The sequence below is a fragment of the Rugosimonospora acidiphila genome (assembly GCF_039543385.1).
GTDB lineage: Bacteria > Actinomycetota > Actinomycetes > Mycobacteriales > Micromonosporaceae > Rugosimonospora > Rugosimonospora acidiphila.
This window is the reverse complement of sequence record NZ_BAABJQ010000005.1, coordinates 298,728-323,921: the sequence shown is the minus strand read 5'-3', so window position 1 is coordinate 323,921 and position 25,194 is coordinate 298,728. Positions and strand designations below refer to the sequence as shown.

Sequence of the window (25,194 nt, the reverse complement as noted above, 5' to 3'; positions counted from 1 at the left end):
CGGCACAGGCGCCCACCAGCCGGCCCGGGCCGTTCCACGCCCCGGCCGGCGGGCGCCGCTCGGGCGTTCCTACGAGTCGAACGAGATGACCGCGGTCTGGCTCTCGCGCAGCGACTCGGCGGGGAAGGTCTGCGTCGGGCGGCCGGCCACCGTGAGGCCGTAGCTGGCCACCCCGCCGGGTACCTGCGGGATCTCGAACGGGAAGTCACAGGTGTTACCGGACGTGCTGGCCCCGATCAGGCCGTCGCCGAGGTAGCCCACCGCGATCTCGTGGCCCTGCGGGTCGGTCACCTTCACCTGGGTGTTGGGGGCCACGCCGGGCAGGGAGGAGTCGCACGCGGCGCCGGACTTGCCGGAGTCCCCGGCCGGTACCGGCACGGAGACGTGGCCGCGCAGAACGAAGCCGTTCGGCTTCTGGTCGCTGACGTTGTGTGCCCCGACGAACCCGCAGCCGGCCAGGGCAGCGGTCGACATGGCCAGCGTGGCAAGGGACGAAGCGGTGCGTCGTAACACGTCAGCGACGCTACCCCCTCACGCTGGCCGGGAACGCATGGCACCCTTGTCCCGTGTCCACGCTGCGTGATCTGGTCGAGGAGCACACCTCGCTCGAGCCGGCCGATATCGAGCACCTGCACCGGCTTGCCGGCGACTGGCAGTTGGTCTCCGATCTGTCCTTCGCCGATCTGCTGCTCTGGGTGCCGATCGGGGACCGCGAGCCGACCGAGTACCTGTGCGTGGCTCAGGTGCGCCCGACCACCGCGCCGACGGCGTACCAGGATGATCAGGTGGGCCGGGTGGCCGGCGGGCCGGAGGTGGCCCACCTCACCGTCGCCCGTACCCAGGGCCGGATCTGGCGCGAGGGCGACCCCGTCTGGTACGGCGACACCCCGGCCCGGTACGAAGCCATCCCGATCCGCCGTCGTGGCCACAGCCGGGTGATCGCGGTGGTCGGACGGGACACCAACCTGTCCACCGCCCGCAGCCCCAGCCAGCTGGAGCTCAACTACCTGACCACGGCCGACGACCTGGCCCAGATGATGACCGACGGCACCTTCGCGCCGAAGCGGCACCCGGGCGAGGTGACCAGCGCTCCCCGGGTCGGCGACGGGCTGATCCGGCTCGACGGCGCCGGCAAGGTCAGCTACGCCAGCCCCAACGCCCAGTCCGCGTACCGGCGCCTGGGGCTGCCCGCCCACCTGGTCGGCGAGGACCTGGCCGCGTTGACCGCCCGGCTGACCGACGACCCGATGGAGGGCACCGACGCCGGCGAGCGGATATTGGCCGCGCTGCGCGGCGAGGCCCCGGCCCGCAAGGAGATCGACGCCCGGGGCGCCTCGATGCTGATCCGGGCGCTGCCGCTGATGCCGGCCGGGGTGCCGATCGGCGCGCTGGTGCTGGTGCGGGACATCACCGAGGTGCGCCTGCGGGACCGGGCGCTGATCACCAAGGACGCCACCATCCGGGAGATCCACCACCGGGTGAAGAACAACCTGCAGACCGTCGCCGCGCTGCTGCGGCTGCAGGCGCGCCGGGCACCGGCCGCGCGGGCGGCGCTCGAGGAGTCGGTACGGCGGGTGGCCTCGATCGCGCTGGTACACGAGACGCTGTCCATGTCCAGCGACGAGGTGGTGGAGTTCGACGGGATCGTGGACCGGGTGGCGTTCGCCGCCGCCGAGGTGGCCGCGCCCGACTCCAAGGTGCGTATCGGCCGGGAGGGCACCTTCGGGGTACTGCCCGCCGAGGTCGCCACGCCGCTCGTGATGGTCCTCAACGAGCTGTTGATCAACGCGGTGGAGCACGGGTTCGCGCCGGGCGACGGCGGCTCGGTCACCGTGACCGCGCACCGGTTCCGCAAGCAGCTGCACGTGACGGTCGTCGACAGCGGGGTCGGGCTGCCGCCCGACTTCCGGCTGGACGGCGGGGAGCGGCTCGGCCTCCAGATCGTGCGCACCCTGGTCACCGGCGAGCTGCGCGGCAGCATCGAGCTGCGGGGCCGGTCCGGCGGCGGTACCGAGGCGATGCTGGTGGTACCCCTGACCAAGCGGAGCTAGCGCCTCGTCAGCAGCCCGACGGTCAGCCCCTCCAGCAGCCAGACCCGGGTCACCGAGTAGTGCGCGCGCAGCAGGTCCTCTTTGGGCTGCCCGAGGTCGCGCAGGGGGTCGGGCTGGCTCTGGTAGCGCAGCACCCAGATCCGGCCCGGGTTCGCCGCCGCCAGGCAGCCGGCCAGGTCCGGGCACTCGGTGGCGGTCAGCCGCCCGTCGACGCGCTGCGGGGCTACCTCGAACACGTCGCGCGGCCGGCGGTCGGCCGGGACGTAGCGGGCCACGATGTCCCGGGCCTCCCACGGCACCACCGGTTCGCGCAGCGCGTACGCGATCGCGTCGCCGGGCCGGTCCCCGGCGGCGATGATCGCGGCGGCCCCGCGCGTGTCGTGGTTGTGCCCGGCCGGGCCCCTGATCGCGGCCTGGGCCGTCGCCCCGAACAGCGCGACGACGATCAGGGCGGCGACGGCCCAGCGCCGGCCGATTCCGGCCAGGAAGATCGCGGCGAGCAGCACGAGGGCCGGCATGGTGTAGAGCAGGTACCGGGGCCAGAACGCGGGCGTGAACTCGCCGGCCAGGTACAGCACCACGACCGGGGCGACCGCCCAGCCGGCCAGCAGGAGCGCCGGGCGGGTACCGGCCCGATCGTCCCGGCCCGACCCGTCCCGGCCCGATCTGTCCCGGCCAGATCCGAGCCGACTCAGCCCCAGCCGGCACAGCCCGAGCAGGGCCAGCACCACCACCGCGGCGCCCACCCCGGCGTCGCCGAGGATCACGGCCGGCTCGCCGGCCAGGGTGCGCCAGCTGGACGGGGCGATCCAGGAGATCTGCGCCCGCTGCCGGTGCCCGAGCCGGGCCAGCGGCGCCAGCACCAGCACGGCCAGGCCGGCCGCCACCAGCCAGCGCCACGCCGCCGCGCGAGCCGCTGTCGGGACAGCGCGGCCCGCTGTCTCGCCAGCGCCGGCGGGCCGGGCCGGGTCGGGGCCGGGCGCCCCCGCCTCGCCCGGCTGAGCGCCGCCGGGCGTCCCCGACGCAACCCCCGACGCCGGCTCCGGTCGCCGACCGGGCGCCCAGGCCGCGAGCACCGCCACCGCGTGCCCTACCAGCAGCAGCAGGCCGGCCAGGTGGGCCGCGCCGAGCCCCGCCACGGCCACCCCGTACCCGGCCGCCCGTCCGGCGGTCGGGCGCTCCAGCAGCCGGACCAGCACCCAGGTGGCGAGCACCGCGAGCAGGATGGTGAACGCGTACGACCGGGCCTCCTGCGCGTACCGGGACGTCGCCGGTACCACCGCGAACACCAGCCCGGCGAGCAGGCCGGGCCACCGGCCCCCGCCGAGCCGGGCGCCCAGCACCGCCACCAGTGCCGCGGCGGCCGCCATCGCCAGCACGGAGGGCAGTCGCAGGGCCACGGTCGAGGTGCCGAACAGCGTGGTCCACGCCTTCTCCACCGTGTAGTACGGCCCGAGCACGGCGTCCACGTCGTGCAGCAGCCGGAACAGCCGGCCCCAGCTCAGCCGCACCGCGCCCCAGGTCGCCAGCTCGTCGGCCCACAGCGCCGGCCGGCCCAGCCGGGCCAGCCCGAGCCCGAGCGTGACCAGCGCGGGCCACAGCCAGAACGCCCGTACCGCGAACCGCGCGCCGGCCCGGAGCACGCCCATACCGCTACGATATGGTGCAAATGGCCACGGACGATCGAGTTCCGGGGAGCGCGGATCCGGGTGCGCGGCGGCATTCCCGGCAGAGCGCCCGTTCCCATCACCCGGGAGTGAACAGCGACACCCTGTTGGTAACGACCCTGGTATGGGAACCTGGTAAGCATGTGGAAGACCATGAATGATGGCGCGCACCGCGCCCGCGTGGTCTTGCTGACCGCTCGTCGACACGTGGACTACGGCCGCGTGCGCAGCGCCATGTGTCGTCCGGCCCACTGACGCAGCCCGCTTGATCAGGCAGGGCCGCGCGTACCGCCGGACTCCTGACACCGTTGTCACCGTCCTGGCAGCCGCCAGGCGGCCCGTGCGGGTACGCGCGCTCCCCGTGAAACAGGAGACGCGAGATGACGGTCAATTCCCGCTCGGCCGCCCCGGCACGCGGTAACGCCGCCGGAGCAACGCCCCGCCGTGCCCGTGGTGAGGGACAGTGGGCGCTGGGCCACCGTGAGCCACTCAACGCCAACGAGCGCTCCAAGAAGGACGACAACCCGCTGAACGTCCGGGCGCGCATCGAGAACATCTACGCCCACCGCGGCTTCGCCAGTATCGACCCGGCCGACCTGCGCGGCCGGTTCCGCTGGTACGGGCTCTACACCCAGCGCCGCCCCGGCATCGACGGCGGCCGGACCGCCGTGCTGGAGCCGGAGGAGCTGGACGACGAGTACTTCATGCTGCGGGTACGCATCGACGGCGGGCAGCTGGACCTGGCTCAGCTGCGTGCCGTGGCACACGTGTCGCAGGCGTACTCCCGGGACACCGCGGACGTGACCGACCGGCAGAACGTCCAGATGCACTGGATCGAGATCGAGAACGTGCCGGCGATCTGGCGCGAGCTGGAGGCGGTGGGCCTGTCCACCACCGAGGCCTGTGGCGATTCGCCCCGGGTGATCCTGGGCAGCCCGCTGGCGGGCGTCGCCGCCGAGGAGGTGCTCGACGCCACCCCGGTCATCGACGAGATCAACAAGCGGTACATCGGGGACCCGTCGCTGTCCAACCTGCCCCGCAAGTTCAAGTCGTCGATCGGCTGGCTGCCCGACCTGCCGTACGAGTCCAACGACATCTCGTACGTCGGCGTGGTGCACCCCGAGCACGGGCCGGGCTTCGACCTCTGGGTCGGCGGCGGCCTCTCCACCAACCCGATGCTGGCCAAGCGGCTGGGCGTGTGGGTGCCGCTGGAGGAGGCCGCCGAGGTCTGGCTCGGCGTGATCAGCATCTTCCGGGACTACGGGTACCGGCGGCTGCGCTCCCGCGCCCGGCTGAAGTTCCTCATGGCGGACTGGGGCCCCGAGCGCTTCCGGGAGGTGCTGGAGACCGAGTACCTGCACCGGAAGCTGATCGACGGCCCGGCCCCGGAACTGCCCAAGCGCCCCCACGACCACATCGGCGCGCACAAGCAGAAGGACGGCCTGTACTACGTCGGCGTGGCCCCGATCGCCGGCCGGGTCAGCGGTACGACGCTGGCCAGCCTGGCGGACATCGCCGAGGCGCACGGCAGCGGCCGGGTGCGCACCACCCCGTACCAGAAGCTGATTGTGCTGGACGTGCCCGAGGACCGGGTGGAGAGCCTCATCGAGGCGCTGCGCGGAATCGGACTGGAGGCCCGCCCGTCGTCCTGGCGGCGCTCGACCATGGCCTGCACCGGCATCGAGTTCTGCAAGCTGGCCATCGTCGAGACGAAGGCCAAGGCGGCCCAGCTGGTCGAGGAGCTGGAGAAGCGGCTCGCCGACATCGATGTGGACATCTCCGTCAACATCAACGGTTGCCCCAACGCCTGTGCCCGCACCCAGGTCGGCGACATCGGGCTCAAGGGCCAGCTGGTGCCGGGCCCGAACGGTGAGATGGTCGAGGGCTTCCAGGTGCACCTGGGCGGCGGCCTGGCCCTGGCGGAGGGCCAGGAGGCCGGCTTCGGGCGCAAGCTGCGTGGTCTGAAGACCACCTCCGAGGACCTCGTGGACTACGTGGAGCGGCTCGGTCGCCGGTACGCCGGCGCCCGGCAGGAGGGCGAGAGCTTCTCACAGTGGGTCGCCCGGGCCGAGGAGGCGGAGCTCAGGTGAGCGAGCGTCAGCGAGCGAAGTGGGGTTGCGGCGCGGTCGTGCCGCCTCGCTCCGACGAGCGGAGCGAGGCGGAGCGATGAGCGAGAGGGTGTCGCCTCAGCACTGCCCGTACTGCGCCGAAGAAAATCTCCGTCCGCACGGGGAAGCGCACGGGACCTGGGAATGCCGGTCCTGCACCCGGGTATTCACCCTCAAGTTCGTCGGCCTGTTGGCCCCGACCTCGCGGTCGGAATCCGGATCGGTGGTAGAGCGATGAGCACGGCAACTCGGTACACGACCAGCGAACTGCGGGAGATCGCGACCCGGGCCGGAGTAGAGCTGGCCCAGGCGCCGGCCCACGAGATCGTCGAGTGGGCGCTCGGGCAGTTCGGTGAGCGGTTCTGCGTGACCAGCTCGTTCGCCGACGCGGTCCTGGTGCACGTGGTGTCCCAGGTGGCCCCCGGAATCGACGTGGTCTTCCTGGACACCGGCCTGCACTTCGAAGAGACGCTGCGGGTGCGCGACACCGTGCGGTCCACCATTCCGGTGAACATCAAGTCGATCAGGCCCCAGCTCACCGTCGGCCAGCAGGACGCCGAGTTCGGCCCCCGGCTGTTCTCCCGGGAGCCCGACGAGTGCTGCGCGCTGCGCAAGGTCGAGCCGCTGGAGCGGGCGCTGGAGCCGTACGACGCCTGGGCCGCGGGGCTGCGCCGGGACGAGGGGCCGAGCCGGGCCAACACGCCGGTGGTGGGCTTCGAAGCCGGCCGGGGCAAGGTCAAGGTCGCGCCGCTGGCGTACTGGACCGAGGCGGAAGTCCAGGCCTACATCGCCAAGTACAACGTGCCGGTGAACGAGCTGATCGGCAAGGGGTACGCCTCGGTCGGGTGCTGGCCGTGCACGCGGCGTACGGCGCCCGGGGAGGACGCGCGCGCCGGGCGCTGGCCGATGTTCGACAAGACCGAGTGCGGCATCCACGCGGGATGAGCGAGCGCGGCGAGGCGACCTGATGAGTGACGAGGGCACTCGGCTGGTCCTGGTGGCTCACGGCAGCCGGGACGCCCGGGCGGCGCGATCGACCCGCGGGCTGGCCCGCGCGGTGGCGCGCCGCCTGGCCGGCGATGGCACGTCCGGCGATGGCTCGTCCGTCGAGGGCTCCGTGCCGACCTCGGCCGCCACCGTCGCGGGTCCGGGTCCGGCGATGCCGGGCGCGGGCCTGGCGTTGCCGGTGAGCCCGATTCCGGGCGGCCTGGCGCCCGCCCAGGGGCGGCGCCGCCTGCCTCGTCCCCGGCGACCGGCCCGGCCCGGCACCCTGGCGGCCGGGACCCTGGCGGCCGGCTCCCCGGTGAGTGCCGCGTTCCTGGACTTCTCCGCCCCGCGTTTGCCGGACGTGCTGTCCGCCGCGGCGGCTCGCGGCGAGACGACCGCGATCGTGGTGCCGCTGCTGTTGACCGCCGCTTACCACGGCCGGGTGGACGTGCCCGCGGACATCGAGCGGGCCGTCGCCGCCGGCGCGCGCATCGACGTCGGGCTGGGCACCGTACTAGGCCCGGTCGACGGCGCCGTTCTCGACCGCCGGGCCCTCGACCTGATGACCGCGGCCCTCATCCGCCGGCTGGACCAGACCGGCGCGCTGGCCGGCTCTGACGGGATCCTGCTGGCCGGCGCCGGCAGCCGGGAGGACGGCGCGCTGCGGACCGTGGATCTCGTGGCGGACGCCCTCGGAACCGCCCTGGGACGCCCGTGCCGGGCCGGATACGCCTCGGGCAGTGGTCCGGATACGGCGGCGGCGTTCGCGGCGCTGCGGGCCGATGGCGCCCGCCGGATCGCGGTCGCCAGCTACTTCCTCGCACCCGGGCTGCTGCACGACCGGATCGTGGAGCGGGCCCGGGACGCTGGCGCGGTGGGCATCGCCGGACCGCTCGGCGCAGCGCCGGAGATCGCGCGGCTCGTCCTGCTGCGCGCCGGCGCCGCCCGGGTGCTGGATCCGGTCGCCGCATAGCGATGCGGCTCCCCGCCCATCAATATCAATCAGATCGACGGTTGATATTGGCGGCTCGTATTGACCGAGGCACAAACAGTGACACCCCGGAGTGAGTTATCACCCGGGGTGCCTGTAGGGTCCTGCGTTGTGAGGCGGTCGGTTCGGACGGTGAAGTGGACGCTACAGCGAGGCGCGTACGCGCATTCCGCCGCGGCGCTTGACAGCGCGTCGTTCCTCTTCACTCATTCCGCCCCAGACGCCAGCGTCCTGTCCGGAATCGAGAGCCCACTGAAGGCAGTCGTCGATCACCGAACAGCGCCGGCAGACCGCCTTGGCCTGCTCAACTTGCAGCACGGCCGGGCCGGACGTCCCGATCGGGAAGAACAGCTCCGGGTCTTCGTCGCGGCAGGCAGCACGGTGGCGCCAGTCCATGGCGGCAACACTCCTTGAATCGGTAGCAGTGATTGCGCTTTATTCCTCTATGCGTCGCGCGGTGCTTCTTACCTAACGAGTAGTCAGGTAACTAGCAGCGCGTGAGCAGGCAACGTGGCCGTAACTCGTTCGCTTGTGAATACTTTCACGAACTACTGCGATGTCAAGAGGGATTCTCGGAAAAACTCCAGGCGGGTGAGGGACCTCACGTCCGTTTTGTACTGGTTCCCGAGTAACCCATACTCCGGCTTGCGACAGTTCGTAATCAATGTAGTACAGTACGTTCCTAGCTGCCGGCATTTCCCGGCAGGTGTTTCGCGTCCTGGACTGTTCCCAGTGTCCAGACTTTGAAACTGCTCCTAGCGTTCGTCACCAGATTACGCGAAGAGCCGCCGGTACGGCGACAAAGCGCACTTTGTCCGTTTCGCCCAGATACTCGCCGTCCAGCTGCAGCGCCCGGGGGGTGTCGCCCCGCAGCGTGAACTCGGGCGAATCGTGCAGCCGGAGCACCGACTTGCCGTGCGGCCCCCGTGGTCCACCGGAGCGCGTGCGGCGCACCCCGTCGGGCAGCAGCAACTGGGTCAGGGTACGCGCGAAGCCGGGGGTGTGCAGCGCACGGACCCCGAGCATGTCGAGGCCGAGATCGAAGGACGCGTCGGGACAGGCGTCGACCGGCCGGTTGCCCAGGTACGTCCACGGCGTGGTGTTCTGCACGATGGCCGTGTCCAGATCGGTGTCGGCGATCTCGCCGGGGCGCTCAAGCGTGATCTTCGGTCGGTTCCGCCCGCCGGAGAGCAGATACTGGGTGGCCAGGGCCCGCACGTACAGCGTCGGGGTGGAGGTGGTGCCCCGCCGGCGGGCCTGCTCGACCTTGCGGATCACCTCCGCGTCCAGCCCGTAACCGGCGCAGAACGTGAAGTACCGATCGTCGGCCCGGCCCAGCCCGATCGTGCGGGACCGATGCTCGCGCAGGGCCTCCAGCAGCACGCCGGTCGCCTCGACCCAGTCGTTGGGGAGGCCGAGGGCTCGGGCGAAGACGTTGGTCGAGCCGCCGGGCACCACGGCCAGGGCGGGCACCCTCGGGCCGGGGCCGTCGGACAGCAGCCCGTTGACGATCTCGTTGACGGTGCCGTCGCCGCCCAGCGCGACCACCACGTCCATGCCGTCCTTGGCCGCCTGCCGGGACAGCCCGGCGGCGTGGCCCCGCCGCTGCGTGTAGGCCACCTCGAGATTGACCACGCTCCGCAGCGCCTGGACCAGTACGTCGCGGACCCGTCCGCTCGTCGTGGTGGCCCGGTGGTTGACCACCAGAAGCGCCCGCATGGCAGGGACTGTACCGGCACGGCCTAACCTGGGCTGGTGGTGAGTGAGCCGAAGATCAGTGATCGGGCCAGCCTGCGCTGGGCGATCTTGCTGCTGCTCGTCGAGGCGGCCGGCGTCGTGGTGGCGTCCGGCCTGCTCGCGTATTACGCCACCACCCAGCCCACGGTGGGGGTCAGCAGCACGATCATCTCGGTGGCGTTCCCGTTCGCCCTGGCCGTCGTGCTGGCGCTGCTCGCGTGGCAACTGCGGCGGCGGCAAGCCTGGGCGCGCGGCCCCTCGATCGTGCTGGAACTGCTGATGGTGCCCATCGGGTACTACATGGTCGCCGGCGGGGCGACCTGGATCGGGGTACCGGTGATGATCCTCGGTCTGTTGGGGGCCGGGCTGCTGCTGGCCCCGTCGTCGCGGGAAGCGCTCGGCATTCACTGAGCGGTACCGTAGGCTAGCCATCCGTGAGCGAGCGTCGGCGAGCTAACCAGATGGCGCAGCAAGCGCGGGTCCCCGCGTATCAACTCCTGGCCGATGACCTGCGGTCCCAGATCACCTCGGGTCGGCTGCGGCCGGGTGATCGGCTGCCCACCGAGCCGGAGCTGTGCGCCCGCGCCGGGGTCAGCCGCAGCACCGTGCGGGAGGCCCTTCGACTGCTGTCCAGCCAGCGCCTGATCGTCACTACCCGGGGCGTGACCGGCGGCAGCTTCGTCGCCGAGCCCAACGCGTCGGAGCTCGCCGAGTCGTTGTCGGCCGGGGTGCGGCTGCTCCTGGCGACGGCGGCGGCCGGCATGAGCGACCTCATGGAGGTGCGCGAAATGCTCGAGGTGCCCGCCGCCGGGCTCGCGGCGCGACGGCGCACCGAGGCGGACCTGGAGCGGCTGCGCTCGACCATGTTCGATCCGGTACACGACGAGCTGCCGGTGCGGCTGGCCGCGCACCGGGAATTCCACGTCGCGCTGGCCGCGGCGGCGGGCAACCCCCTGTTCGAGCTGGTCACCGGCCCGCTGTACGCGATCACCAACGAGGTTCAGCTGTCCGACCTGGCGCCGCAGGGCACCTGGCTGGGCATCGACGCGGAGCACCGGGAGATCCTGCGCTGCGTGGCGGCCGGCGACGGGCCGGCGGCCGAGCGCGCGGTGACCTGGCACCTGGCGCGACTGCACGCGGCACGGCCCGGCTCACCGCGTCGCACAGTTGTTCCGGAGCAGCTACGGGCGGGCCGGCGGAGTCCGGCGGCCACCCCGGCTCCGGCGGCCCGGCCGGCCTGACGCCGGCTCGCGACCGGATCGGCGCCCCGGCCATCCGGGGCCCGGGCATCGAGGAAGGGCAGGGGCAGGGCCGAGGAAGGGCAGGGCCGAGGCCGGCAGGGTCGGCCGCCGGGCGGGTCAGCCGCGGCTGGAACGGTGCTTGGTGAGCCGGATCGTCGCCCGCTCGTCGGTCGTGTCGGCGCTCACCTTCCCGGCCAGCGCGGTGAGCACCTGCCAGGCGAAGGACTGCCCGCCCGGCAGGGCCGCGCTGCCCTTCACCGGCGCCGTGACATTGATCGCCAGGGCCTCGGCCGTGACCTCGAACTCGCAGGTCAACTCCGCGCCGGTGGGCGCGACCGCCAGCAGCATGGCGCACGCCTCGTCGACCGCGATGCGGAGGTCTTCGATCTCGTCGAGGGTGAACTGGAGCCGGGCGGCCAGTCCCGCCGTGGCGGTGCGCAGCACCGCCAGGTAGCTGCCGTCGGCGGGTACGACAAGCACGACGACGTCATCCTTGCTCGTCGCCGCCGGGTCGCGAGGTGCCAGCTGAGTCAAAGGGTCCCCCCGAGGATGACTCTAGGGGGTCGCTGCCAGGTCGTGTGGTCCGCCCTGCTCGACAGCGTCGATACCGGGGCCGACGGCCTCGGCGAGGCGGGCCAGCGGGGCGCCGGTCAACCGGTACGGCAGCCACTCGTCCATCGCCGCCGCCCCGATCGCGTGGTAGAACTCCCGGGCCGGATTCCAGTGCAGCACCCACCACTCCAGCCTGGAGTAGCCCCGCTCGACGCAGATCCGCGCCAGGGTGGCCAGCAGTGCCTTGCCGGCGCCGCTACCTCGGAAGTCCGGCCGCACGTAGAGGTCCTCCAGATAGATGCCGTGCACACCGTTCCAGGTGGAGAAGTTCAGGAACCACAGCATCATGCCGATCGGCTCGCCGGTGTCGCCGATGGCGACGTGCCCGTAGAGCGCCGGACGGTCGGTGAACAGGGCCTCGTGCAGCTGTTCGACGGTGAGGTGGCAGTCCTGCGGTGCCCGCTCGTACTCGGCGAGTTCGTGGACCATTGCCACAATGGCCGGCACGTCCTCGGGACGTGCCGGCCGGATGGACGTGACACTCACGCCTGCTTGGTCTCCCAGAAGATCTTCGAGATCTCCTCGATCTTGCCGAGCAGCTTCTCCGCGACGGCCGGGTCGGTCGAGGCCTTGGCTCCGCCGCCACCGCCGGCCAGCTTGGTGGCCTCGTTGAACAGGCCGTGCAGCTGCGGGTACTTCTCGAAGTGGTTCGGCTTGAAGTAGTCCGTCCACAGCACCCAGAGGTGGTGCTTGACCAGCTCGGAGCGCTGCTCCTTGATGATCAGCGCCCGGGTCCGGAACTCCGGGTCGTTGTTGGCCTGGTACTTCTCACAGATCGCCTTGATCGACTCGGCCTCGATCCGGGCCTGCGCCGGGTCGTAGACGCCACACGGAAGGTCGCAGTGGGCCCGGACCACGGTGGTAGGAGTAAGGAAACGTGGCAGTCGCATCAGGATCCTCCTGGCTATTTTGCGATGATCGCCCTCACGGGGAACCCTACTCCTGGGAGGAGGTACGGGCAGCGTGGACGGGTGGTTCACCGCACTGGTCCGGGGCCCCTCGATGGCACCGACACTGCGGGACGGCGATGCCCTGCTGGTACGGCGTACCAGCCGGGTTCGCGCGGGAGATGTGGTGATCGTTGAGTTCCCTGGACAGGACGGTCTCATGGTCAAGCGAGCGATCCGGCCCGCTGGCGACGGTTGGTGGGTGCAGGGCGACAACGCGTTCGTACAGGACGACTCCCGCCGCTACGGACCGTCCACGGTGGTGGGCAGGGTGTGGCTGCGTTGGTGGCCCCGGTTGTCCCTGATGCGACGACGGTGACCCTGGCCACGGATTTCGCCCCCGTCGCCCACTATGCTCGGGCCAGTAACCGGGCGACCCCCGCGAACTGCGCCGACGCTGGCCGACCGTGCTAGCGCGGCGGCCGGAGGCCAAACCGTAAGCGCCCTCGGCAAACCAGAGGTAATGAGGCCTTGAGGGGTTTACAGGGATGTTCCAGGAACCGGTTTTCGAACTGCACCGTGGCGGCAAGATGGCGGTGGCCGCGACCGTACCGGTGACGACGCGGGAGGATCTCTCGCTGGCGTACACGCCCGGCGTGGCACAGGTGTGCCAGGCGATCGCGGCGGACGAGTCGCTCGTCAACACGTTCACGTGGGTGGCGAACACGGTCGCGGTGGTGACCGACGGCAGCGCCGTGCTGGGCCTGGGGAACATCGGGCCGCGGGGTGCCATGCCGGTCATGGAGGGCAAGTCGGTCCTGTTCAAGCAGTTCGGCGGCGTGGACGCGGTGCCGATCTGCCTCGACACCCAGGACGTCGACGAGATCGTCTCGGTGGTGACCGCGCTGGCACCGTCGTTCGGCGGGATCAATCTGGAGGACATCTCCGCGCCCCGCTGCTTCGAGATCGAACGCCGGCTGGACGAGGCGCTGCCCATCCCGGTCTTCCACGACGACCAGCACGGCACCGCGATAGTGGTCCTCGCCGCGCTGCGCAACGCGGCCGAACTGCTCGATCGCAAGCTCGGTGACCTCCGGGTGGTGATCAGCGGCGCCGGCGCGGCCGGGGTAGCGGTGACCAAGATGTTGATCGCCGGCGGCGTGCAGAGCGAGAACGTGGTGATCTGCGACTCACAGGGCATCATCCACAGTGGACGCGACGGACTGTCCGGCGCGAAGCTCGATCTCGCGCACACCACCAACGGCGCCGGCCGCACGGGCGGCATCGGCGAGGCGCTGCGCGGCGCGGACGTGCTGATCGGCCTGTCCGGCGGCACGATCGCCGAGGAGGCGCTGGCCGGCATGGCGCCCGGGGCGATCATCTTCGCCCTGGCCAACCCGACGCCGGAGGTCGATCCGGCGATCGCCGCGCGGTACGCGTCGGTGGTGGCGACCGGCCGCAGCGACTACCCCAACCAGATCAACAACGTGCTGGCCTTCCCGGGCGTGTTCCGCGGTGCCCTGGACGCCCGCGCCACCCGGATCACGGAGAACATGAAGCTGGCCGCCGCCGAGGCGATTGCCGCCGTGGTCGCCGGGGACCTGCGCCCGGACGCGATCGTGCCGGCCGCGCTGGACCCGCGGGTGGGCACTGCCGTCGCCGCCGCGGTCGCGCAGGCCGCGGTGAAGGACGGCGTGGTCCGGAAGGCCTGACCGCAACCGTGGTGCGGGCGGGCGCCGGCGCGTTGCCCGCCCCCGCCACGGCTGCGTTTTCTGGGAAGGGCTGCTAGCGTCCGATCATGCTCGCCGCCTACGCGTCCGCCATCGATCCGGACAACCCGCTCGCCGGGCTCACCGTCGGGGAACTCGACCCGGTCACGCCGGACGACTGGGTCAGCGTCGAGGTCCGGGCCAGCTCGCTGAACCACCACGACCTCTGGTCGCTGCGCGGGGTGGGGTTGCCCGCGGACCGGCTGCCGATGGTGCTGGGCTGCGACGCGGCCGGCGTCGACGAGGACGGCAACGAGGTAGTGGTGCACGCCGTCATCGCCTCGCCGGAGTACCCCGACGAGACCATGGACCCGGGCCGCACGCTGCTGTCGGAGAAGTACCCGGGGACGCTGGCGCAGCGGGTCCGGGTGCCCAGGCGCAACCTGGTGCCCAAGCCGCCCGAGCTGTCCTTCGCCGAGGCCGCCTGCCTGCCGACCGCGTGGCTGACCGCGTACCGGATGCTGCGGGTACGCGGGCGGCTGCCCGAGGGCGGCTCGGTGCTGGTCCAGGGTGGCGGCGGGGGCGTGGCCACGGCCGCGACGGTGCTCGGGGCCGCGTTGGGTGCCCGGGTGTACGCGACCAGCCGCGACCCGGGCAAGCGGGAGCGCATCGCGGCGCTGGGCGCCACCCCGGTCGAGCCGGGCGGCCGGCTGCCGGAGCGGGTCGACGTGGTCATCGAGACGGTCGGCGCGCCTACCATCGAACACTCGCTCAAGTGCGCGTCGCCGGGCGGCCGGATAGTGGTCTCCGGCGCCACCGCCGGGCATCTGGCCAGCGTCGACCTGCGCCGGGTGTTCTTCCTTCAGCTGGAGATCCTGGGCTCCACCATGGGCACCCGGGACGAGCTGGGCGCGCTGCTGTCGCTGTGCGCCGGCCGCGGAATCCGGCCGATCATCGACTCGGAGTACCCCTTCTCGGACGTGCGCCGGGCGTTCGAGCGGCTGGAGACCGGAGAGGTGTTCGGCAAGCTGGTGCTCGACCACACGCGCTGACCCGGGCGCGCCCGGGTCAGACGGGCGCGACCGCCTCGACGCGCGCGAGCATGAACATCCGTTCGTCCTCGCGCAGCCGGCACCAGGCCTCCATCACGGCACCGGACAGCTCGATCTCCTCGATGACGCGGACCGTTGACCGGCCGTCCGCGTCCCGGTAGGCGATGCGCACCGCCCCGCCGGAGTCGATGGCGTGTGCCAGTAGCCGGAGTTCGTCCTCGTCCAGCCCGGGGGCGTGCGCCCCGATCGTCTCGAGAGTGTCCGGCCGCTCCTCGCGTCCGCCGGCCCGGTGCCGCCGCGCCGCCGGCCCGGCCTCCAACGGCCCCGCGAACCCGGCGGGCCCCGTAAGTCTCGGGGGCCCCGTAAGTGTCGGAGGCTCCGCAAGTGTCGGGGGCTCCGTAAGCGTCGCGGGCTCCGCGTCCTGGGCGGAGAGCAGCGACTTGGCCAGGACGGCCGGGTCGGCCAGCTCGCCCGCCTGCGGGCGCCGGACGGTACGGTGCCGGGCCGGCGCCGCCGCCCGGCGGCGGTCCACCCGTTCCACGAGCGGTTCACCCGAGGCGTCCTCGCGTACCGGCGCGTACCCGGCGGAACGCAGCGCGGCCAGCGTGTCCGCCGGCGAGGCGGCGCTGGCCAGCACGGTGGGCGCTAGCTCGCGCAGGTGCAGGGCGGCCAGCGCCCGGCTGGCCAGCAGCTCGGCCAGCATCGCCGGGTCGCCGGCGTGCAGCACGCAGCCGACCGCGCGTACCCGCAGCGCCCCGTGCCGGCGCGCCACGTCGCCGAGCAGGTACTCCAGCGGCTGCGGCAGGGTGCCGCCGGTCGCCACCGCGCGCAGCCGGGCCAGCAGCTCCGGTGCCGTAGCCCCGGTGTCCAGCGCCCGGCGCACCGAGGCGGCCGTGAAGCGCCAGGTCGACGCGGTGCCCCGGGACTCCCGGTCGGCGGACCCGTCCAGCAGCGAGGCCAGCGCGGCGCTGGGCGCGCCGGGTACCACCGCGGTGAGGTCGGCCTGGAAGATGGCGGTACCGGTGGCCGTGTCGAGCAGGTCGCTGGCCGCCCGCCCGAGCCGCTCCGCGTCCAGCGCGATCAATGCCCGGCCGAGGGGCGAGAGCGTGCCGTGCGCGACCAGGCCGAGCCGGGCCGCCTCCGCCCACAGCGGACCGATGAACTCGGCCGGATCCTCGAACGCCCCGGCCAGTACGGGCGCGTGCCAGCGCACCGCGGCGGACAGGTACCCCTCTTCCGCCAGCCCGCGCCCCTCAGGCAGCGCGGCGGCCACGGCCAGCAACTCCATCCGCAGATCCGGCATGAGCCGGCCGACCGGGTCCCGGATCAGCGCCGCGCCGTCCCGCCAGCCCACCACGGGCAGCCGGAGCCAGGCGACCAGCAGCGGCGGCAGGCGCTCCGGCGGCTCGGCGGCGGCCCACTGGTCGTACGCCTCGGTCGGCAGCACCGCCTCCGGGGTGGCGGCCAGCAGCCCGGCGCCGTGGGCCAGCTCGACGGCCAGCCGTACCCCCGGCTCGTCGGCGCCGATCAGCTTGGCCAGCCGGCGCTGCTCGCGGGCGCCCACTCCGCCGGACTTCAGCCGGGCTATCGGTCCGGCGGCGAGCAACGCGTTGACCTGGTCGACCAGCGTGCCGGCCGCCGCGGTGGCCTCCCGGGCGACCGCCGATTCGTCGACCTCGGCCGGTGCCGGGCTCGGCGGCCGGGGGTCGAACGGCGGCCGCCAGCCCGGCCCGCGCAGGGCCAGCGCCACCTCGCGCGGCATGGCCAGCTGCTGCCAGCCGTCCGGCAGCAGCAGCCCGCGCCGGACGGCCCAGTCCTCCGGGCCCAGGTAGCGCGGCCCGGCCGGGCCGCCGAACCCGGTCGTCGGGCTGGTGGCGAGGGGGCCGTGCCAGGTCAGCCCGTCGAGGACCGCCCGGGTCTCGGCGGGTGCCGAGGCGGCCAGCCCGCGGATCCGCTCCGGGTTGCCGTAGAACCCGGCCAGCTCGCGCAGCAGGTTCCTCTTCACCGGCCCGGCGGCGGCGAGGCCCAGCTCGCCGGCGATGCCGCGCAGCTCGGTCACCGGGCGCACGGCCAACAGGTCGGCGGCGTTCGGCCCGAGGCGCAGCGGGTACCCGAGCACGCTGATCGCCTCGCCGGCCACGCCGAGCCGGCCCTCGTACTCCCACAGCAGCGCCCGGTCGGCCAGCGCCGTCAGGGCCTCGTCCAGCCCGTCGCCGTCCAGCCCGTCGCCGTCCAGCAGGTCGGCGAGGTCGGCCCTGGTCTGGCAGTCGTACGCGTACACCGTCTCCAGCACCTGCACGGCCGGCAGCGGCACCGACTGGACCGCCCCGGCCACCCCGAACCGGCCCTGCAGCCGCCCGGCCAGCTCGCCGAGGGTGCGCGGGACCGGTTCGGTCAGCGCCTCGGGCCGGCGGGTCAGCAGCGCGGACAGTCGATCCGGCTCCAGGGCGCCGAGCCACCGGGACAGTGAGGATGCCACGGATAGCCAGGCTAGCCCGCCGCGCCTGGCCCGGGCCCGAGGCCGACTAGCGTGGCGGGGTGACTGACCCACGCTTCGGTGAGCAGGGTGGCCTGCTCACCTACGGTGCGTATCTGCACCTGAACGACCTGCTCGATCAGCAGGTCGCCGAGTCGGTGCCGCCGGCCCACGACGAACTGTTGTTCATCACCATCCACCAGGTGTACGAGCTGTGGTTCAAGCTGCTGCTGTCGGAGCTGACCGATGCCCGCGACCGGATGCTGGCCGGCGAGGCGTACCTGCCCCGGGTACGGCTGGCCCGGGCCCGCTCGGTCGAGGACGTCCTCATCAAGCAGGTGGACGTGATCGACACCATGACGCCTCAGGACTTCCTGGCGTTCCGCAACAAGCTCGCTCCGGCGTCCGGCTTCCAGTCCGCCCAGTTCCGAGAGGTCGAGTTCCTGTCCGGGCTGCGCGACCCCGGGTATCTGACCCGGTTCCGGGGGCTGACCGAGGGCGAGCGCGAGCGGCTGGAGCGGCGGCTGGCGGAGCCGTCGCTGTGGGACGGGTACCTGGCGGTGCTGCGGCACGCGGGCTTCGCCATGGACAGCGAGGAGGAGCGGTTCGCGGCGTACGTCGAGGTCGCCCGGGACCGGACCAGGTTCGGGCCGCTGTGGGACCTGGCCGAGGCGCTGGTCGACCACGACCAGGCGTGGTCGCTGTGGCGCGCCCGGCACGTGCTGATGGCGGAGCGGCAGATCGGGACCAAGGCGGGTACCGGCGGCTCGGCCGGCGGCGCCTACCTGCGTTCCCGGGTCGAGCTGCGCTTCTACCCGGAGCTGTGGGAACTGCGCAGCCGCCTGTAGGGCGCTTACCCGGACGCGGCCGCGGTGCGCACCGCCTCGCGCAGCGCGGCCTCGCCCCCGGGGTCGAGCGGGGCGAGCGCGTCCATGGCGAGCAGGGCGGCGCCGGTCACCGGCGGGTCGCCCGGGACGACGAACCGTGCCAGCGGTGCGAGCGCGGCGATGCCCTCGATGACCGCGTCGTGCAGCAGCGAGTGCCGGGCGGCAAGCACCCCACCGCCGAGTACCACCGTGTGCGGCCGGTCGAGCAGGTCCAGCCGGCGGGCGGCGACGGTGGCCAGCGCCACCACCTCCTCGGCCTGCCGGGCGACCACCTCGCGGGCCACCGGGTCGCCGGCGTCCGCGACGGAGAACAGTACGGGCGACAGCTCGTTGATCCGGGCGCGGTCCAGCTCGCCGAGGTGGATGGCGGCGCCCACGTCCTCGACGCTGGCCCGTTCGAAGTGGGCGGCCACGGCCGGGCTCAGCGCGGTGCGCGGGCCGCGGCCGTCCTCGCCCCGGGCTGCGTGCCAGAGGGCGAGCGCGGCCAGGTGGTGTCCGCCGCCCCAGTCGCCGGTGATCTCGCCGAGCGCGGGGAACCGGGCCACCCGACCGTCGGCGCGGCGGCCGAGGCAGTTGATCCCGGCGCCGCAGGTGACGACCACCGCGTCCGCGTCGACGGTACCGGAGCGCAGCAGCGCGAACAGGTCGTTGTCCACCCGGTACTCCCGGGCCCAGCCGGTCTCGCCGATCGCCTTCAGCAGCGTGTCGACCTCGACCGGCAGGTCCGCCCCGGCCAGGTACGCGTCGACGCGGGCCAGCACGGTGCCGGGCGGCAGGCCGGCCTCCTCGAGCGCCCGGCGCACCAGCGAGTCGAGCCGCGCGATGGCGGCCGGTACCCCGAACTCCTGCGGCTGCGAGCTCGGGCCGTGTACGAGACCGAGCAGCTCGCCGCGGGCGGACCCGACCAGCACGTCGGTCTTCGAGTTGCCGCCGTCGATCGCGATGTACAGCGGCCCGAGCGGCGGGTCGCCGTTCGCCGGTGCCGTGCCGTGCGGTTCGCTCATCGGGCCCACGCCAGGTGCGCCGCGTTCGCGGCCAGCAGCTTGTCGGTCAGGGCGTCGGCCAGTTCGTGCTGGCCGATCAGCGGGTGCGCCAGCATCGCCTGGTACACCCGTGACCGTCCACCGTGGATGGCCGCCGCCACGGCCAACTCCTCGTACCCACTGACGTGCGCGATGAGTCCGGACAGCGCGGGGCCCAGCGGGCCGGTCGGAACCGGTACCGCGCCGTCGTCGCCCACCCGGCAGCTGACCTCGATGACCGCGTCGTCCGATAGGAACGGCAGGTGGCCACGGTTGCGTACGTTCGCCGAGTGCACCGCGCCGTCGTTCGAGCGCAGTGAGGCGATGAGACCGACTGCCGCCTCGGAGTAGAACGCGCCGCCGCGCTGGCCGAGCAGTTCGGGCTTGGTATCCAGCGTCGGATCGGCGTACATGCGCAGCAGTTGGGCCTCGATGTCGGCCACCTTCTGCCCCCGGGTGGGCACCCCGCGCTCCTCGCGGACCACCTCGTCGTGGCAGTAGAAGTAGCGCAGATAGTAGGAGGGCACGCTGCCGAGCGTGCTGAGCAACTCGACCGGCAGGGCGACCTCGCCGGCCAGTTTCTCCAGCTGGCCGGCCATCAGCTCCGGCAGTCTGTCCACATCGGACACATAGGCGGCCCGCTCCCAGGTGAGATGGTTGAGCCCGACGTGGTCGAGGATCACCTCCGCCGGATCGACGCCCAGCATGGCGGCGAAGCGCCGCTGAAAGCCGATAGCCACGTTGCACAGGCCGACCGCGCGGTGCCCGGCGTCGAGCAGCGCGCGGGTCACGATGCCCACCGGGTTGGTGAAGTCGATGATCCAGGCGCCGGGGGCCGCCAGGCGCCGGGCCCGCTCGGCCACGTCGAGGACCACGGGCACGGTGCGCAGAGCCTTGGCCAGGCCGCCGGCCCCGGTGGTCTCCTGGCCGACGCAGCCGCACTCGGGTGGAAAGGTCTCGTCGGAAATGCGGGCCTGCTGGCCGCCGATGCGGAGCTGGATGATGACGATTTCGGCGTCGGCCAGGCCGGCGTCCAGATCGTCGGTGTAAGTGATCTGACCTGGGTGTCCGTAGCGGCGGAAGATGCGCTGGGAAAATGGTCCGACCACGGCCAGCCGGTCGTGCGCGGGATCTACCAGCGCCAATTCAGTAACGTCGGGAAACAGTCGCGCGAAGCCGTCGACTAGCTCGGGGGTATAGGTCGACCCGCCACCGACAACAGTGATCTTCATGCTCGGGCTCCAGTCGGGGGCGGCGCCGGTTCGCCGGGCACGCGCGCCCATCTGGGGGTCGCCGCGATCCGCCGGGACCGGTGCTGGCGTGCGATGCGGGGGCTGTCGGTCGGGCTGACGTTTGGTTAACTGTTAGACAGGGTTCCTAACGATTGACCCAACTGTAAAAGCCCTCCGGATGCCCGTCAAGCCTCAACGCTCGGTAATTGTATGATCACTTCTTTCCCGCCGGAGCCTCCGGATTTGGCGCTCCGTGCCTGGCCAGGGCCACTTTTTGACTGGTGACCGTCTCAGTGTCCACAGCGGACTGTCCAGCGGGGACAGTGCACAATGGAGCAATTGTGGGGAAATCCTGGACTACAAGGTGATGGAGTGGCAGCGTAGAGGGCATGGCGGAAACTGGAGTGAACGCAACCGCGGCGGCCCTACTAGGCCTGCTGCACGATGGCCCGATGACCGGTGGTCAGCTGATGACCGCCGCGCAGAAGCGACTGGGCGCGTATTGGTCGATGACCCGGAGTCAGGTCTACCGCGAACTGCCCGCCCTGGCGGAGGCCGGCTACGTGAAGCTCGGCAAGCCGGGTGCCCGGTCCAGCCAACCGTACTCGATCACTCCAGCCGGCAAGCGGGCGTTCGGGAAGTGGCTGGCCGAGGAGCCGGCCCGGGAGGCGGTGCGCAGCCCGGTCGCGCTGCGGGCGGCTTTCGGCAAGTACCAGACGGCGACCCAGCTGAAGACGGCGTACGCGCAGGCCACGGCGTACCACACGGCCGCGCTGAACGAGGCCCGGGAGGCGGTCAAGGAGCTGCGGCGCGACGGCGACGATCACGGAGCGGCGGCCCTGGAGTTCGCGGTCGGGTACCACCGGGCGGCGCTGGCCTGGCTCAAGAACGCCCCGGCCAAGTAGCCCGGCGGCGGATCGCGCGGCCCGGCACCGCGCGGCCCCGGGCGGCCCCGGGCGGCCCCGGCACCGGGCGGCCCCGTCCGGAGGGCGGGCCGACTCGCGACCGACTCGGCCAGGACCGGCGGCAGGGGTCCGGACCGGTGGGCGGAATCGCCCGAACCGGGGGCAAAGGAACTCCCTCGACCGTCCCGGGCGGCCACATGAGCAGATCAGGCGGCGGTGACAGTACCCTTAACAGCCGTGACCGCTGCCGATTTCGCTGACCAGCTCAAAAGCCTCGATAACACCATGCGCAACATCGAAGCCGTGCTCGACCTCGACCGGATGCGCAAGGACAAGGCCGAGTTGGAGGCCGTCGCCGCCACCCCGGATCTGTGGGATGACCAGGCCCGGGCGCAGCAGATCACGTCCAAGCTGTCCTACGTCCAGGGCGAGCTGAACCGGGTGGAGCGGCTGCGCGGCCGGCTGGACGACGCCGGGGTGCTGCTCGAACTGGCCCAGTCCGAGAACGACCCGGGCAGCCTGGCCGAGGTCGGCAGCGAGGTTACCGCGCTGACCAAGTCCGTCGACGAACTGGAGATTCGTACCCTGCTGTCCGGGGAGTACGACTCGCGCGAGGCGCTGATCAGCATCCGTTCCGGTGCCGGCGGCGTGGACGCGGCGGACTTCGCCGAGATGCTCCTGCGGATGTACCTGCGCTGGGCCGAGCGGCACGGGTACTCGGCCGATGTGTACGACACCAGCTACGCCGAGGAGGCCGGCATCAAGTCGGCCACGTTCGCGGTGAAGCACCCGTACGCGTACGGCACCCTGTCGGTTGAGGGCGGTACCCACCGGCTTGTCCGGATCAGCCCGTTCGACAACCAGGGCCGCCGGCAGACCAGCTTCGCGGCCGTCGAGGTGGTGCCGGTGGTCGAGCAGACCGACGACATCGACATCCCCGAGGACGACCTGCGCATCGACGTGTACCGGTCGTCCGGGCCGGGTGGCCAGGGCGTCAACACGACCGACTCCGCGGTCCGGATCACCCACCTGCCCACCGGGCTGGTGGTCTCCTGCCAGAACGAGCGCTCCCAGCTGCAGAACAAGGCGACCGCCATGGGCGTGCTGAAGGCCAAGCTGCTGGCCCTGAAGCGGGCCGAGGAGCAGGCCAAGATGGACGCGATCAAGGGCGACGTGGCCGGCTCGTGGGGCGATCAGATGCGCTCATACGTGCTGCACCCGTACCAGATGGTCAAGGATCTTCGGACCGAGTACGAGACCGGGAACCCGACGTCGGTGTTCGACGGTGAGATCGACGCCTTCATCGAGGCGGGCATCCGCTGGCGCAAGCAGCGTGAGCTGGAGGCGCGCTGACGTGCAGATCTCGGCGCGCGGCGACTACGCCGTCCGGGCGGCGGTCGAGCTGGCGGCGGCCCACCCGAGGACGATTTCGGCTCAGGCACTGGCGGCGAAGCAGGAGATGCCCCGTAAGTTCCTGGAGACCATCCTGGCGGACCTGCGCCGGGCCGGCCTGGTCCAGAGCACCCGGGGCGTGGACGGCGGGTACACGCTGTCCCGGCCCCCGGCCGACATCGCGGTCGGAGACGTCCTCCGGGCGGTCGACGGCCCGCTGGCCGGGGTGCGCGGGCTGCGCCCGGAGGAGACCCAGTACGGCGGCACGGCGGTGCACCTGCAGGAACTGTGGGTGGCGGTACGGGCGGCGGTCCGCCGGGTCCTCGACGAGGTCAGCCTCGCCGAGGTGGCGAAGGGCAGGCTGCCGGCACACGTCCGCCGGCTGATCGCCGATCACTCCGCCTGGCAACCCCGCTGACCCCGGCTCGGCCCGCTGGTCCTGACTGACGCTGGTCGTGCGGCTGCCTGCCCGGATCAGTGGCTCGGCACGCCCAGGGCGCTGCGGACCCGGTCCAGGTACCCGCTGATCAGCACGTCCGGCCGGGTCAGCTGGTCCTCGGCCACCGCGAGCCCCGGCCCCGGCGTGGTGGCGCCCAGGTCCGCCAGCAGCGCGTGCAGGTGGCTCTCGGCCACCTCGGCCCGTCCCGGCGTCGACGACGTGACCACGCTCAACGTGGGGCGTCCGGCGAGCCCGCCGGACGGGAAGCGGTCGAGGAAGACCTTCAACACGCCGGTGAACGTGCCGTTGTACTCGGGCGTGGCGATCACCAGGAGATCCGCGTCGCGTACGGCGGCGACGGCCCTGATCACGTCGGTGTCGTCGGGTACCAGCAGCCGGTGGCCGTAGTCGGCGAGGTCGAAGACCTCCGGTGGTCGCGCCCCGATCAGCTGCGCCGCGCCGGACCCGATGCCGTTCGCGAGCCGCGCGGTATGGGAGTCGGGGCGTGGATCTCCCGACAGGACCACGATTCCACTCATGCCGATACCAGTTTCTGGGTGGGTGCCGCCTCTGGTGGGGCGGGCTGTCGTGTCGCGGGGTCCCCGGCGGGATGGCCCCCGCCGGATCAGTATCCCGGGGCCACCACGGGCCTCCGGCCGGAACGACGGGGGACAACCCGGGAGGGTGGTCCGGCCGGGATCGGACTGGCCGTGCGGTCCGGCAGTGTCAGATAGCTGTCTGTAGTCATGTCGGAACGGGCTGGCACGGTCGTGGTCGGCTCCGGCGGGCGCGGGCGGCCGGCTCGGGGTTGGTCGGGTGGCCGCCCGGCGGCGGTGGGCCCCGGCCGGCCGATACGCATCGATGGCCCCGAGCGTGCTGCGGGTAACCGGGGATCTTCCACATTTCGGGATAGGGACGGCGCGCCAATTATTAACCGCGCGTGAACAGTTCTCGCGATTACGTAATCCCTATCTGGAAGGTGCGGAATTTGATCGAGTGGATCTCGTGCCAGGCGAGCACTGGAATCTTCCGCGCGATTCATAGTAAAAGGCACGTACCACTACCTGTCGCACTTGGCGTTTTAGTTACACCGCGTAGACTGCTGACCCGTGATTCGGCTCGAGCATGTGACCAAGACGTACCCGAAAGCCTCGCGGCCGTCGCTCGACGACGTGTCGGTCTCGATCGAGAAGGGTGACTTCGTCTTCTTCATCGGACCATCCGGCTCCGGCAAGTCCACCATCATCAAGCTGCTGCTGCACGAGATCCAGCCCAACAAGGGGCGGGTCGTCGTCGCGGACAAGGACGTCACGGCTCTGCGCTCTTGGAAGATCTCGGCGTTCCGCCGCCAGATCGGCTGCGTCTTCCAGGATTTCCGGCTGCTGCCGAACCGGACCGCCTACGAGAACGTCGCCTTCGCGCTCGAAGTGATCGGCAAGTCGCAGGGGGTGGCGCGACGGGTGGTGCCCGAGGTTCTCGAACTCGTCGGCCTCGGCGGCAAGGAGCACCGCTACCCGCACGAACTGTCCGGTGGTGAGCAACAGCGCGTGGCGGTGGCCCGGGCGTTCGTGAACCGCCCACTGATTCTGCTCGCCGATGAGCCCACCGGTAACCTCGACCCGGACACGTCCATCGAAATCATGCGGCTGCTCGACCGGATTAACCGCACCGGTACCACGGTCGTCATGGTCACGCACGACTCCAACATCGTGAACCAGATGCGTCGCCGCGTCGTGGAAATTGAGAGCGGCAAGATCGTGCGAGACCAGCCGCGCGGTGTCTACGGCTGACCCGAAGGG

Annotated in this window: 25 protein-coding genes; 14 read left to right on the top strand and 11 right to left on the bottom strand. The window is 72.1% G+C overall.

The annotated features are described in order from the left end of the window. Window positions 1-69: 69 nt before the first annotated feature. Window positions 70-513: a hypothetical protein gene (locus ABEA87_RS11500; protein ID WP_345628722.1), complete on the bottom strand. Its 444-nt coding sequence runs from the start codon at window positions 511-513 to the stop codon at window positions 70-72. 53 nt (window positions 514-566) lie between these two features. On the opposite strand from ABEA87_RS11500, the gene ABEA87_RS11495 reads away from it, so the two are divergent. Further along, entirely contained in the window at window positions 567-2,051 is a 1,485-nt protein-coding gene (locus ABEA87_RS11495) for a histidine kinase N-terminal domain-containing protein (protein ID WP_345628721.1), read from the top strand. Here the strand turns inward: ABEA87_RS11495 and ABEA87_RS11490 are convergent. Further along, entirely contained in the window at window positions 2,048-3,700 is a 1,653-nt protein-coding gene (locus tag ABEA87_RS11490) for a glycosyltransferase family 39 protein (protein ID WP_345628719.1), read from the bottom strand. The two genes, ABEA87_RS11495 and ABEA87_RS11490, sit on opposite strands and share 4 nt — an antisense overlap. 398 nt (window positions 3,701-4,098) lie before the next feature. Between ABEA87_RS11490 and ABEA87_RS11485 the strand changes: the two genes are divergently transcribed. From ABEA87_RS11485 to ABEA87_RS11470, 3 genes are all read left to right on the top strand, one after another. Then, window positions 4,099-5,808: a nitrite/sulfite reductase gene (locus tag ABEA87_RS11485; protein ID WP_345628717.1), complete on the top strand. Its 1,710-nt coding sequence runs from the start codon at window positions 4,099-4,101 to the stop codon at window positions 5,806-5,808. 252 nt (window positions 5,809-6,060) lie between these two features. After that, complete coding sequence (locus ABEA87_RS11475; protein ID WP_345628714.1) at window positions 6,061-6,771, top strand: phosphoadenylyl-sulfate reductase; 711 nt, start codon at window positions 6,061-6,063, stop codon at window positions 6,769-6,771. A 22-nt stretch (window positions 6,772-6,793) separates the two neighbouring features. Continuing rightward, window positions 6,794-7,786: a sirohydrochlorin chelatase gene (locus ABEA87_RS11470; RefSeq protein WP_345628712.1), complete on the top strand. Its 993-nt coding sequence runs from the start codon at window positions 6,794-6,796 to the stop codon at window positions 7,784-7,786. 162 nt (window positions 7,787-7,948) lie between these two features. Here the strand turns inward: ABEA87_RS11470 and ABEA87_RS11465 are convergent, their stop codons facing one another. Both ABEA87_RS11465 and ABEA87_RS11460 read right to left on the bottom strand, forming a co-directional pair. Beyond that, window positions 7,949-8,200 carry a WhiB family transcriptional regulator gene (locus tag ABEA87_RS11465; RefSeq protein ID WP_203916460.1) on the bottom strand — a complete coding sequence of 84 codons (252 nt, stop codon included), beginning with the start codon at window positions 8,198-8,200 and terminating at the stop codon, window positions 7,949-7,951. 369 nt (window positions 8,201-8,569) lie between these two features. After that, window positions 8,570-9,523 (bottom strand): diacylglycerol/lipid kinase family protein, encoded by a 954-nt coding sequence (locus ABEA87_RS11460; protein ID WP_345628708.1) that lies wholly within the window; start codon window positions 9,521-9,523, stop codon window positions 8,570-8,572. 36 nt (window positions 9,524-9,559) lie between these two features. Here ABEA87_RS11460 and ABEA87_RS11455 point away from each other — a divergent pair, with 36 nt between their 5' ends. Together ABEA87_RS11455 and ABEA87_RS11450 are read left to right on the top strand one after the other, a co-directional pair. Continuing rightward, the gene (locus ABEA87_RS11455; protein WP_345628706.1) at window positions 9,560-9,952 is read left to right on the top strand and encodes a hypothetical protein; all 393 of its coding nucleotides are present in this window, start codon (window positions 9,560-9,562) and stop codon (window positions 9,950-9,952) included. A 23-nt stretch (window positions 9,953-9,975) separates the two neighbouring features. Further along, window positions 9,976-10,782, top strand: coding sequence for a FadR/GntR family transcriptional regulator (locus ABEA87_RS11450; protein WP_345628704.1), 807 nt, complete (start codon window positions 9,976-9,978; stop codon window positions 10,780-10,782). Window positions 10,783-10,899: 117 nt separating this feature from the next. Here the strand turns inward: ABEA87_RS11450 and ABEA87_RS11445 are convergent, their stop codons facing one another. From ABEA87_RS11445 to sodN, 3 genes are read right to left on the bottom strand one after another with little or no spacing between them, the layout of a single operon-like run. Further along, complete coding sequence (locus tag ABEA87_RS11445) at window positions 10,900-11,316, bottom strand: ATP-binding protein (protein ID WP_345628702.1); 417 nt, start codon at window positions 11,314-11,316, stop codon at window positions 10,900-10,902. A 21-nt stretch (window positions 11,317-11,337) separates the two neighbouring features. Further along, window positions 11,338-11,823 carry a GNAT family N-acetyltransferase gene (locus tag ABEA87_RS11440; protein ID WP_425570850.1) on the bottom strand — a complete coding sequence of 162 codons (486 nt, stop codon included), beginning with the start codon at window positions 11,821-11,823 and terminating at the stop codon, window positions 11,338-11,340. 53 nt (window positions 11,824-11,876) lie between these two features. Then, on the bottom strand, window positions 11,877-12,284 hold the full coding sequence (sodN, locus tag ABEA87_RS11435) for a superoxide dismutase, Ni (protein WP_345628698.1): 408 nt from the start codon (window positions 12,282-12,284) through the stop codon (window positions 11,877-11,879). Between the two features lie 73 nt (window positions 12,285-12,357). On the opposite strand from sodN, the gene ABEA87_RS11430 reads away from it, so the two are divergent. The 3 genes from ABEA87_RS11430 to ABEA87_RS11420 all read left to right on the top strand — a co-directional run bounded on the left by ABEA87_RS11430 (window position 12,358) and on the right by ABEA87_RS11420 (window position 15,042). After that, entirely contained in the window at window positions 12,358-12,660 is a 303-nt protein-coding gene (locus tag ABEA87_RS11430; protein WP_345628697.1) for a S24/S26 family peptidase, read from the top strand. Window positions 12,661-12,829: 169 nt separating this feature from the next. Further along, window positions 12,830-13,993 (top strand): NAD(P)-dependent malic enzyme, encoded by a 1,164-nt coding sequence (locus ABEA87_RS11425; protein ID WP_345628695.1) that lies wholly within the window; start codon window positions 12,830-12,832, stop codon window positions 13,991-13,993. 86 nt (window positions 13,994-14,079) lie between these two features. Further along, window positions 14,080-15,042 carry a zinc-binding dehydrogenase gene (locus tag ABEA87_RS11420; protein WP_345628693.1) on the top strand — a complete coding sequence of 321 codons (963 nt, stop codon included), beginning with the start codon at window positions 14,080-14,082 and terminating at the stop codon, window positions 15,040-15,042. Window positions 15,043-15,058: 16 nt separating this feature from the next. Here ABEA87_RS11420 and ABEA87_RS11415 read toward each other — a convergent pair whose 3' ends face one another. After that, window positions 15,059-17,521 carry a helicase-associated domain-containing protein gene (locus tag ABEA87_RS11415; protein WP_345628691.1) on the bottom strand — a complete coding sequence of 821 codons (2,463 nt, stop codon included), beginning with the start codon at window positions 17,519-17,521 and terminating at the stop codon, window positions 15,059-15,061. A 59-nt stretch (window positions 17,522-17,580) separates the two neighbouring features. Between ABEA87_RS11415 and ABEA87_RS11410 the strand changes: the two genes are divergently transcribed. Then, window positions 17,581-18,366 (top strand): tryptophan 2,3-dioxygenase family protein, encoded by a 786-nt coding sequence (locus ABEA87_RS11410; RefSeq protein WP_345628689.1) that lies wholly within the window; start codon window positions 17,581-17,583, stop codon window positions 18,364-18,366. A gap of 5 nt (window positions 18,367-18,371) precedes the next feature. Here the strand turns inward: ABEA87_RS11410 and ABEA87_RS11405 are convergent, their stop codons facing one another. Together ABEA87_RS11405 and ABEA87_RS11400 are read right to left on the bottom strand one after the other, a co-directional pair. Further along, complete coding sequence (locus tag ABEA87_RS11405; RefSeq protein WP_345628687.1) at window positions 18,372-19,409, bottom strand: N-acetylglucosamine kinase; 1,038 nt, start codon at window positions 19,407-19,409, stop codon at window positions 18,372-18,374. Beyond that, window positions 19,406-20,659 (bottom strand): 6-phospho-beta-glucosidase, encoded by a 1,254-nt coding sequence (locus ABEA87_RS11400; RefSeq protein WP_345628685.1) that lies wholly within the window; start codon window positions 20,657-20,659, stop codon window positions 19,406-19,408. The genes ABEA87_RS11405 and ABEA87_RS11400 overlap by 4 nt, the downstream gene beginning before the upstream one ends. 389 nt (window positions 20,660-21,048) lie before the next feature. On the opposite strand from ABEA87_RS11400, the gene ABEA87_RS11395 reads away from it, so the two are divergent. From ABEA87_RS11395 to ABEA87_RS11385, 3 genes are all read left to right on the top strand, one after another. Continuing rightward, the gene (locus tag ABEA87_RS11395; RefSeq protein WP_345628683.1) at window positions 21,049-21,564 is read left to right on the top strand and encodes a PadR family transcriptional regulator; all 516 of its coding nucleotides are present in this window, start codon (window positions 21,049-21,051) and stop codon (window positions 21,562-21,564) included. Between the two features lie 237 nt (window positions 21,565-21,801). After that, window positions 21,802-22,917, top strand: a complete 1,116-nt coding sequence (prfB, locus tag ABEA87_RS11390) for a peptide chain release factor 2 (protein ID WP_345628681.1) — start codon at window positions 21,802-21,804, stop codon at window positions 22,915-22,917. A 1-nt stretch (window position 22,918) separates the two neighbouring features. Continuing rightward, the gene (locus tag ABEA87_RS11385; RefSeq protein WP_345628679.1) at window positions 22,919-23,374 is read left to right on the top strand and encodes an RrF2 family transcriptional regulator; all 456 of its coding nucleotides are present in this window, start codon (window positions 22,919-22,921) and stop codon (window positions 23,372-23,374) included. Between the two features lie 56 nt (window positions 23,375-23,430). Here ABEA87_RS11385 and ABEA87_RS11380 read toward each other — a convergent pair whose 3' ends face one another. After that, window positions 23,431-23,934: an NADPH-dependent FMN reductase gene (locus tag ABEA87_RS11380; protein ID WP_345628677.1), complete on the bottom strand. Its 504-nt coding sequence runs from the start codon at window positions 23,932-23,934 to the stop codon at window positions 23,431-23,433. A 570-nt stretch (window positions 23,935-24,504) separates the two neighbouring features. Between ABEA87_RS11380 and ftsE the strand changes: the two genes are divergently transcribed. Beyond that, window positions 24,505-25,185, top strand: a complete 681-nt coding sequence (gene ftsE, locus ABEA87_RS11375; RefSeq protein WP_345628675.1) for a cell division ATP-binding protein FtsE — start codon at window positions 24,505-24,507, stop codon at window positions 25,183-25,185. The last annotated feature ends 9 nt before the right edge of the window (window positions 25,186-25,194 follow it).

Excerpts from the sequence above, each read along its gene's own strand:
- ABEA87_RS11490 (WP_345628719.1), bottom strand. The coding sequence starts at position 3,700 with ATGGGCGTGCTCCGGGCCGGCGCGCGGTTCGCGGTACGGGCGTTCTGG.
- ABEA87_RS11485 (WP_345628717.1), top strand. The coding sequence starts at position 4,099 with ATGACGGTCAATTCCCGCTCGGCCGCCCCGGCACGCGGTAACGCCGCC.
- ABEA87_RS11475 (WP_345628714.1), top strand. The coding sequence starts at position 6,061 with ATGAGCACGGCAACTCGGTACACGACCAGCGAACTGCGGGAGATCGCG.
- ABEA87_RS11470 (WP_345628712.1), top strand. The coding sequence starts at position 6,794 with ATGAGTGACGAGGGCACTCGGCTGGTCCTGGTGGCTCACGGCAGCCGG.
- ABEA87_RS11465 (WP_203916460.1), bottom strand. The coding sequence starts at position 8,200 with ATGGACTGGCGCCACCGTGCTGCCTGCCGCGACGAAGACCCGGAGCTG.
- ABEA87_RS11460 (WP_345628708.1), bottom strand. The coding sequence starts at position 9,523 with ATGCGGGCGCTTCTGGTGGTCAACCACCGGGCCACCACGACGAGCGGA.
- ABEA87_RS11440 (WP_425570850.1), bottom strand. The coding sequence starts at position 11,823 with ATGGTCCACGAACTCGCCGAGTACGAGCGGGCACCGCAGGACTGCCAC.
- sodN (WP_345628698.1), bottom strand. The coding sequence starts at position 12,284 with ATGCGACTGCCACGTTTCCTTACTCCTACCACCGTGGTCCGGGCCCAC.
- ABEA87_RS11425 (WP_345628695.1), top strand. The coding sequence starts at position 12,830 with ATGTTCCAGGAACCGGTTTTCGAACTGCACCGTGGCGGCAAGATGGCG.
- ABEA87_RS11420 (WP_345628693.1), top strand. The coding sequence starts at position 14,080 with ATGCTCGCCGCCTACGCGTCCGCCATCGATCCGGACAACCCGCTCGCC.
- ABEA87_RS11405 (WP_345628687.1), bottom strand. The coding sequence starts at position 19,409 with ATGAGCGAACCGCACGGCACGGCACCGGCGAACGGCGACCCGCCGCTC.
- ABEA87_RS11400 (WP_345628685.1), bottom strand. The coding sequence starts at position 20,659 with ATGAAGATCACTGTTGTCGGTGGCGGGTCGACCTATACCCCCGAGCTA.
- ABEA87_RS11395 (WP_345628683.1), top strand. The coding sequence starts at position 21,049 with ATGGCGGAAACTGGAGTGAACGCAACCGCGGCGGCCCTACTAGGCCTG.
- ABEA87_RS11380 (WP_345628677.1), bottom strand. The coding sequence starts at position 23,934 with ATGAGTGGAATCGTGGTCCTGTCGGGAGATCCACGCCCCGACTCCCAT.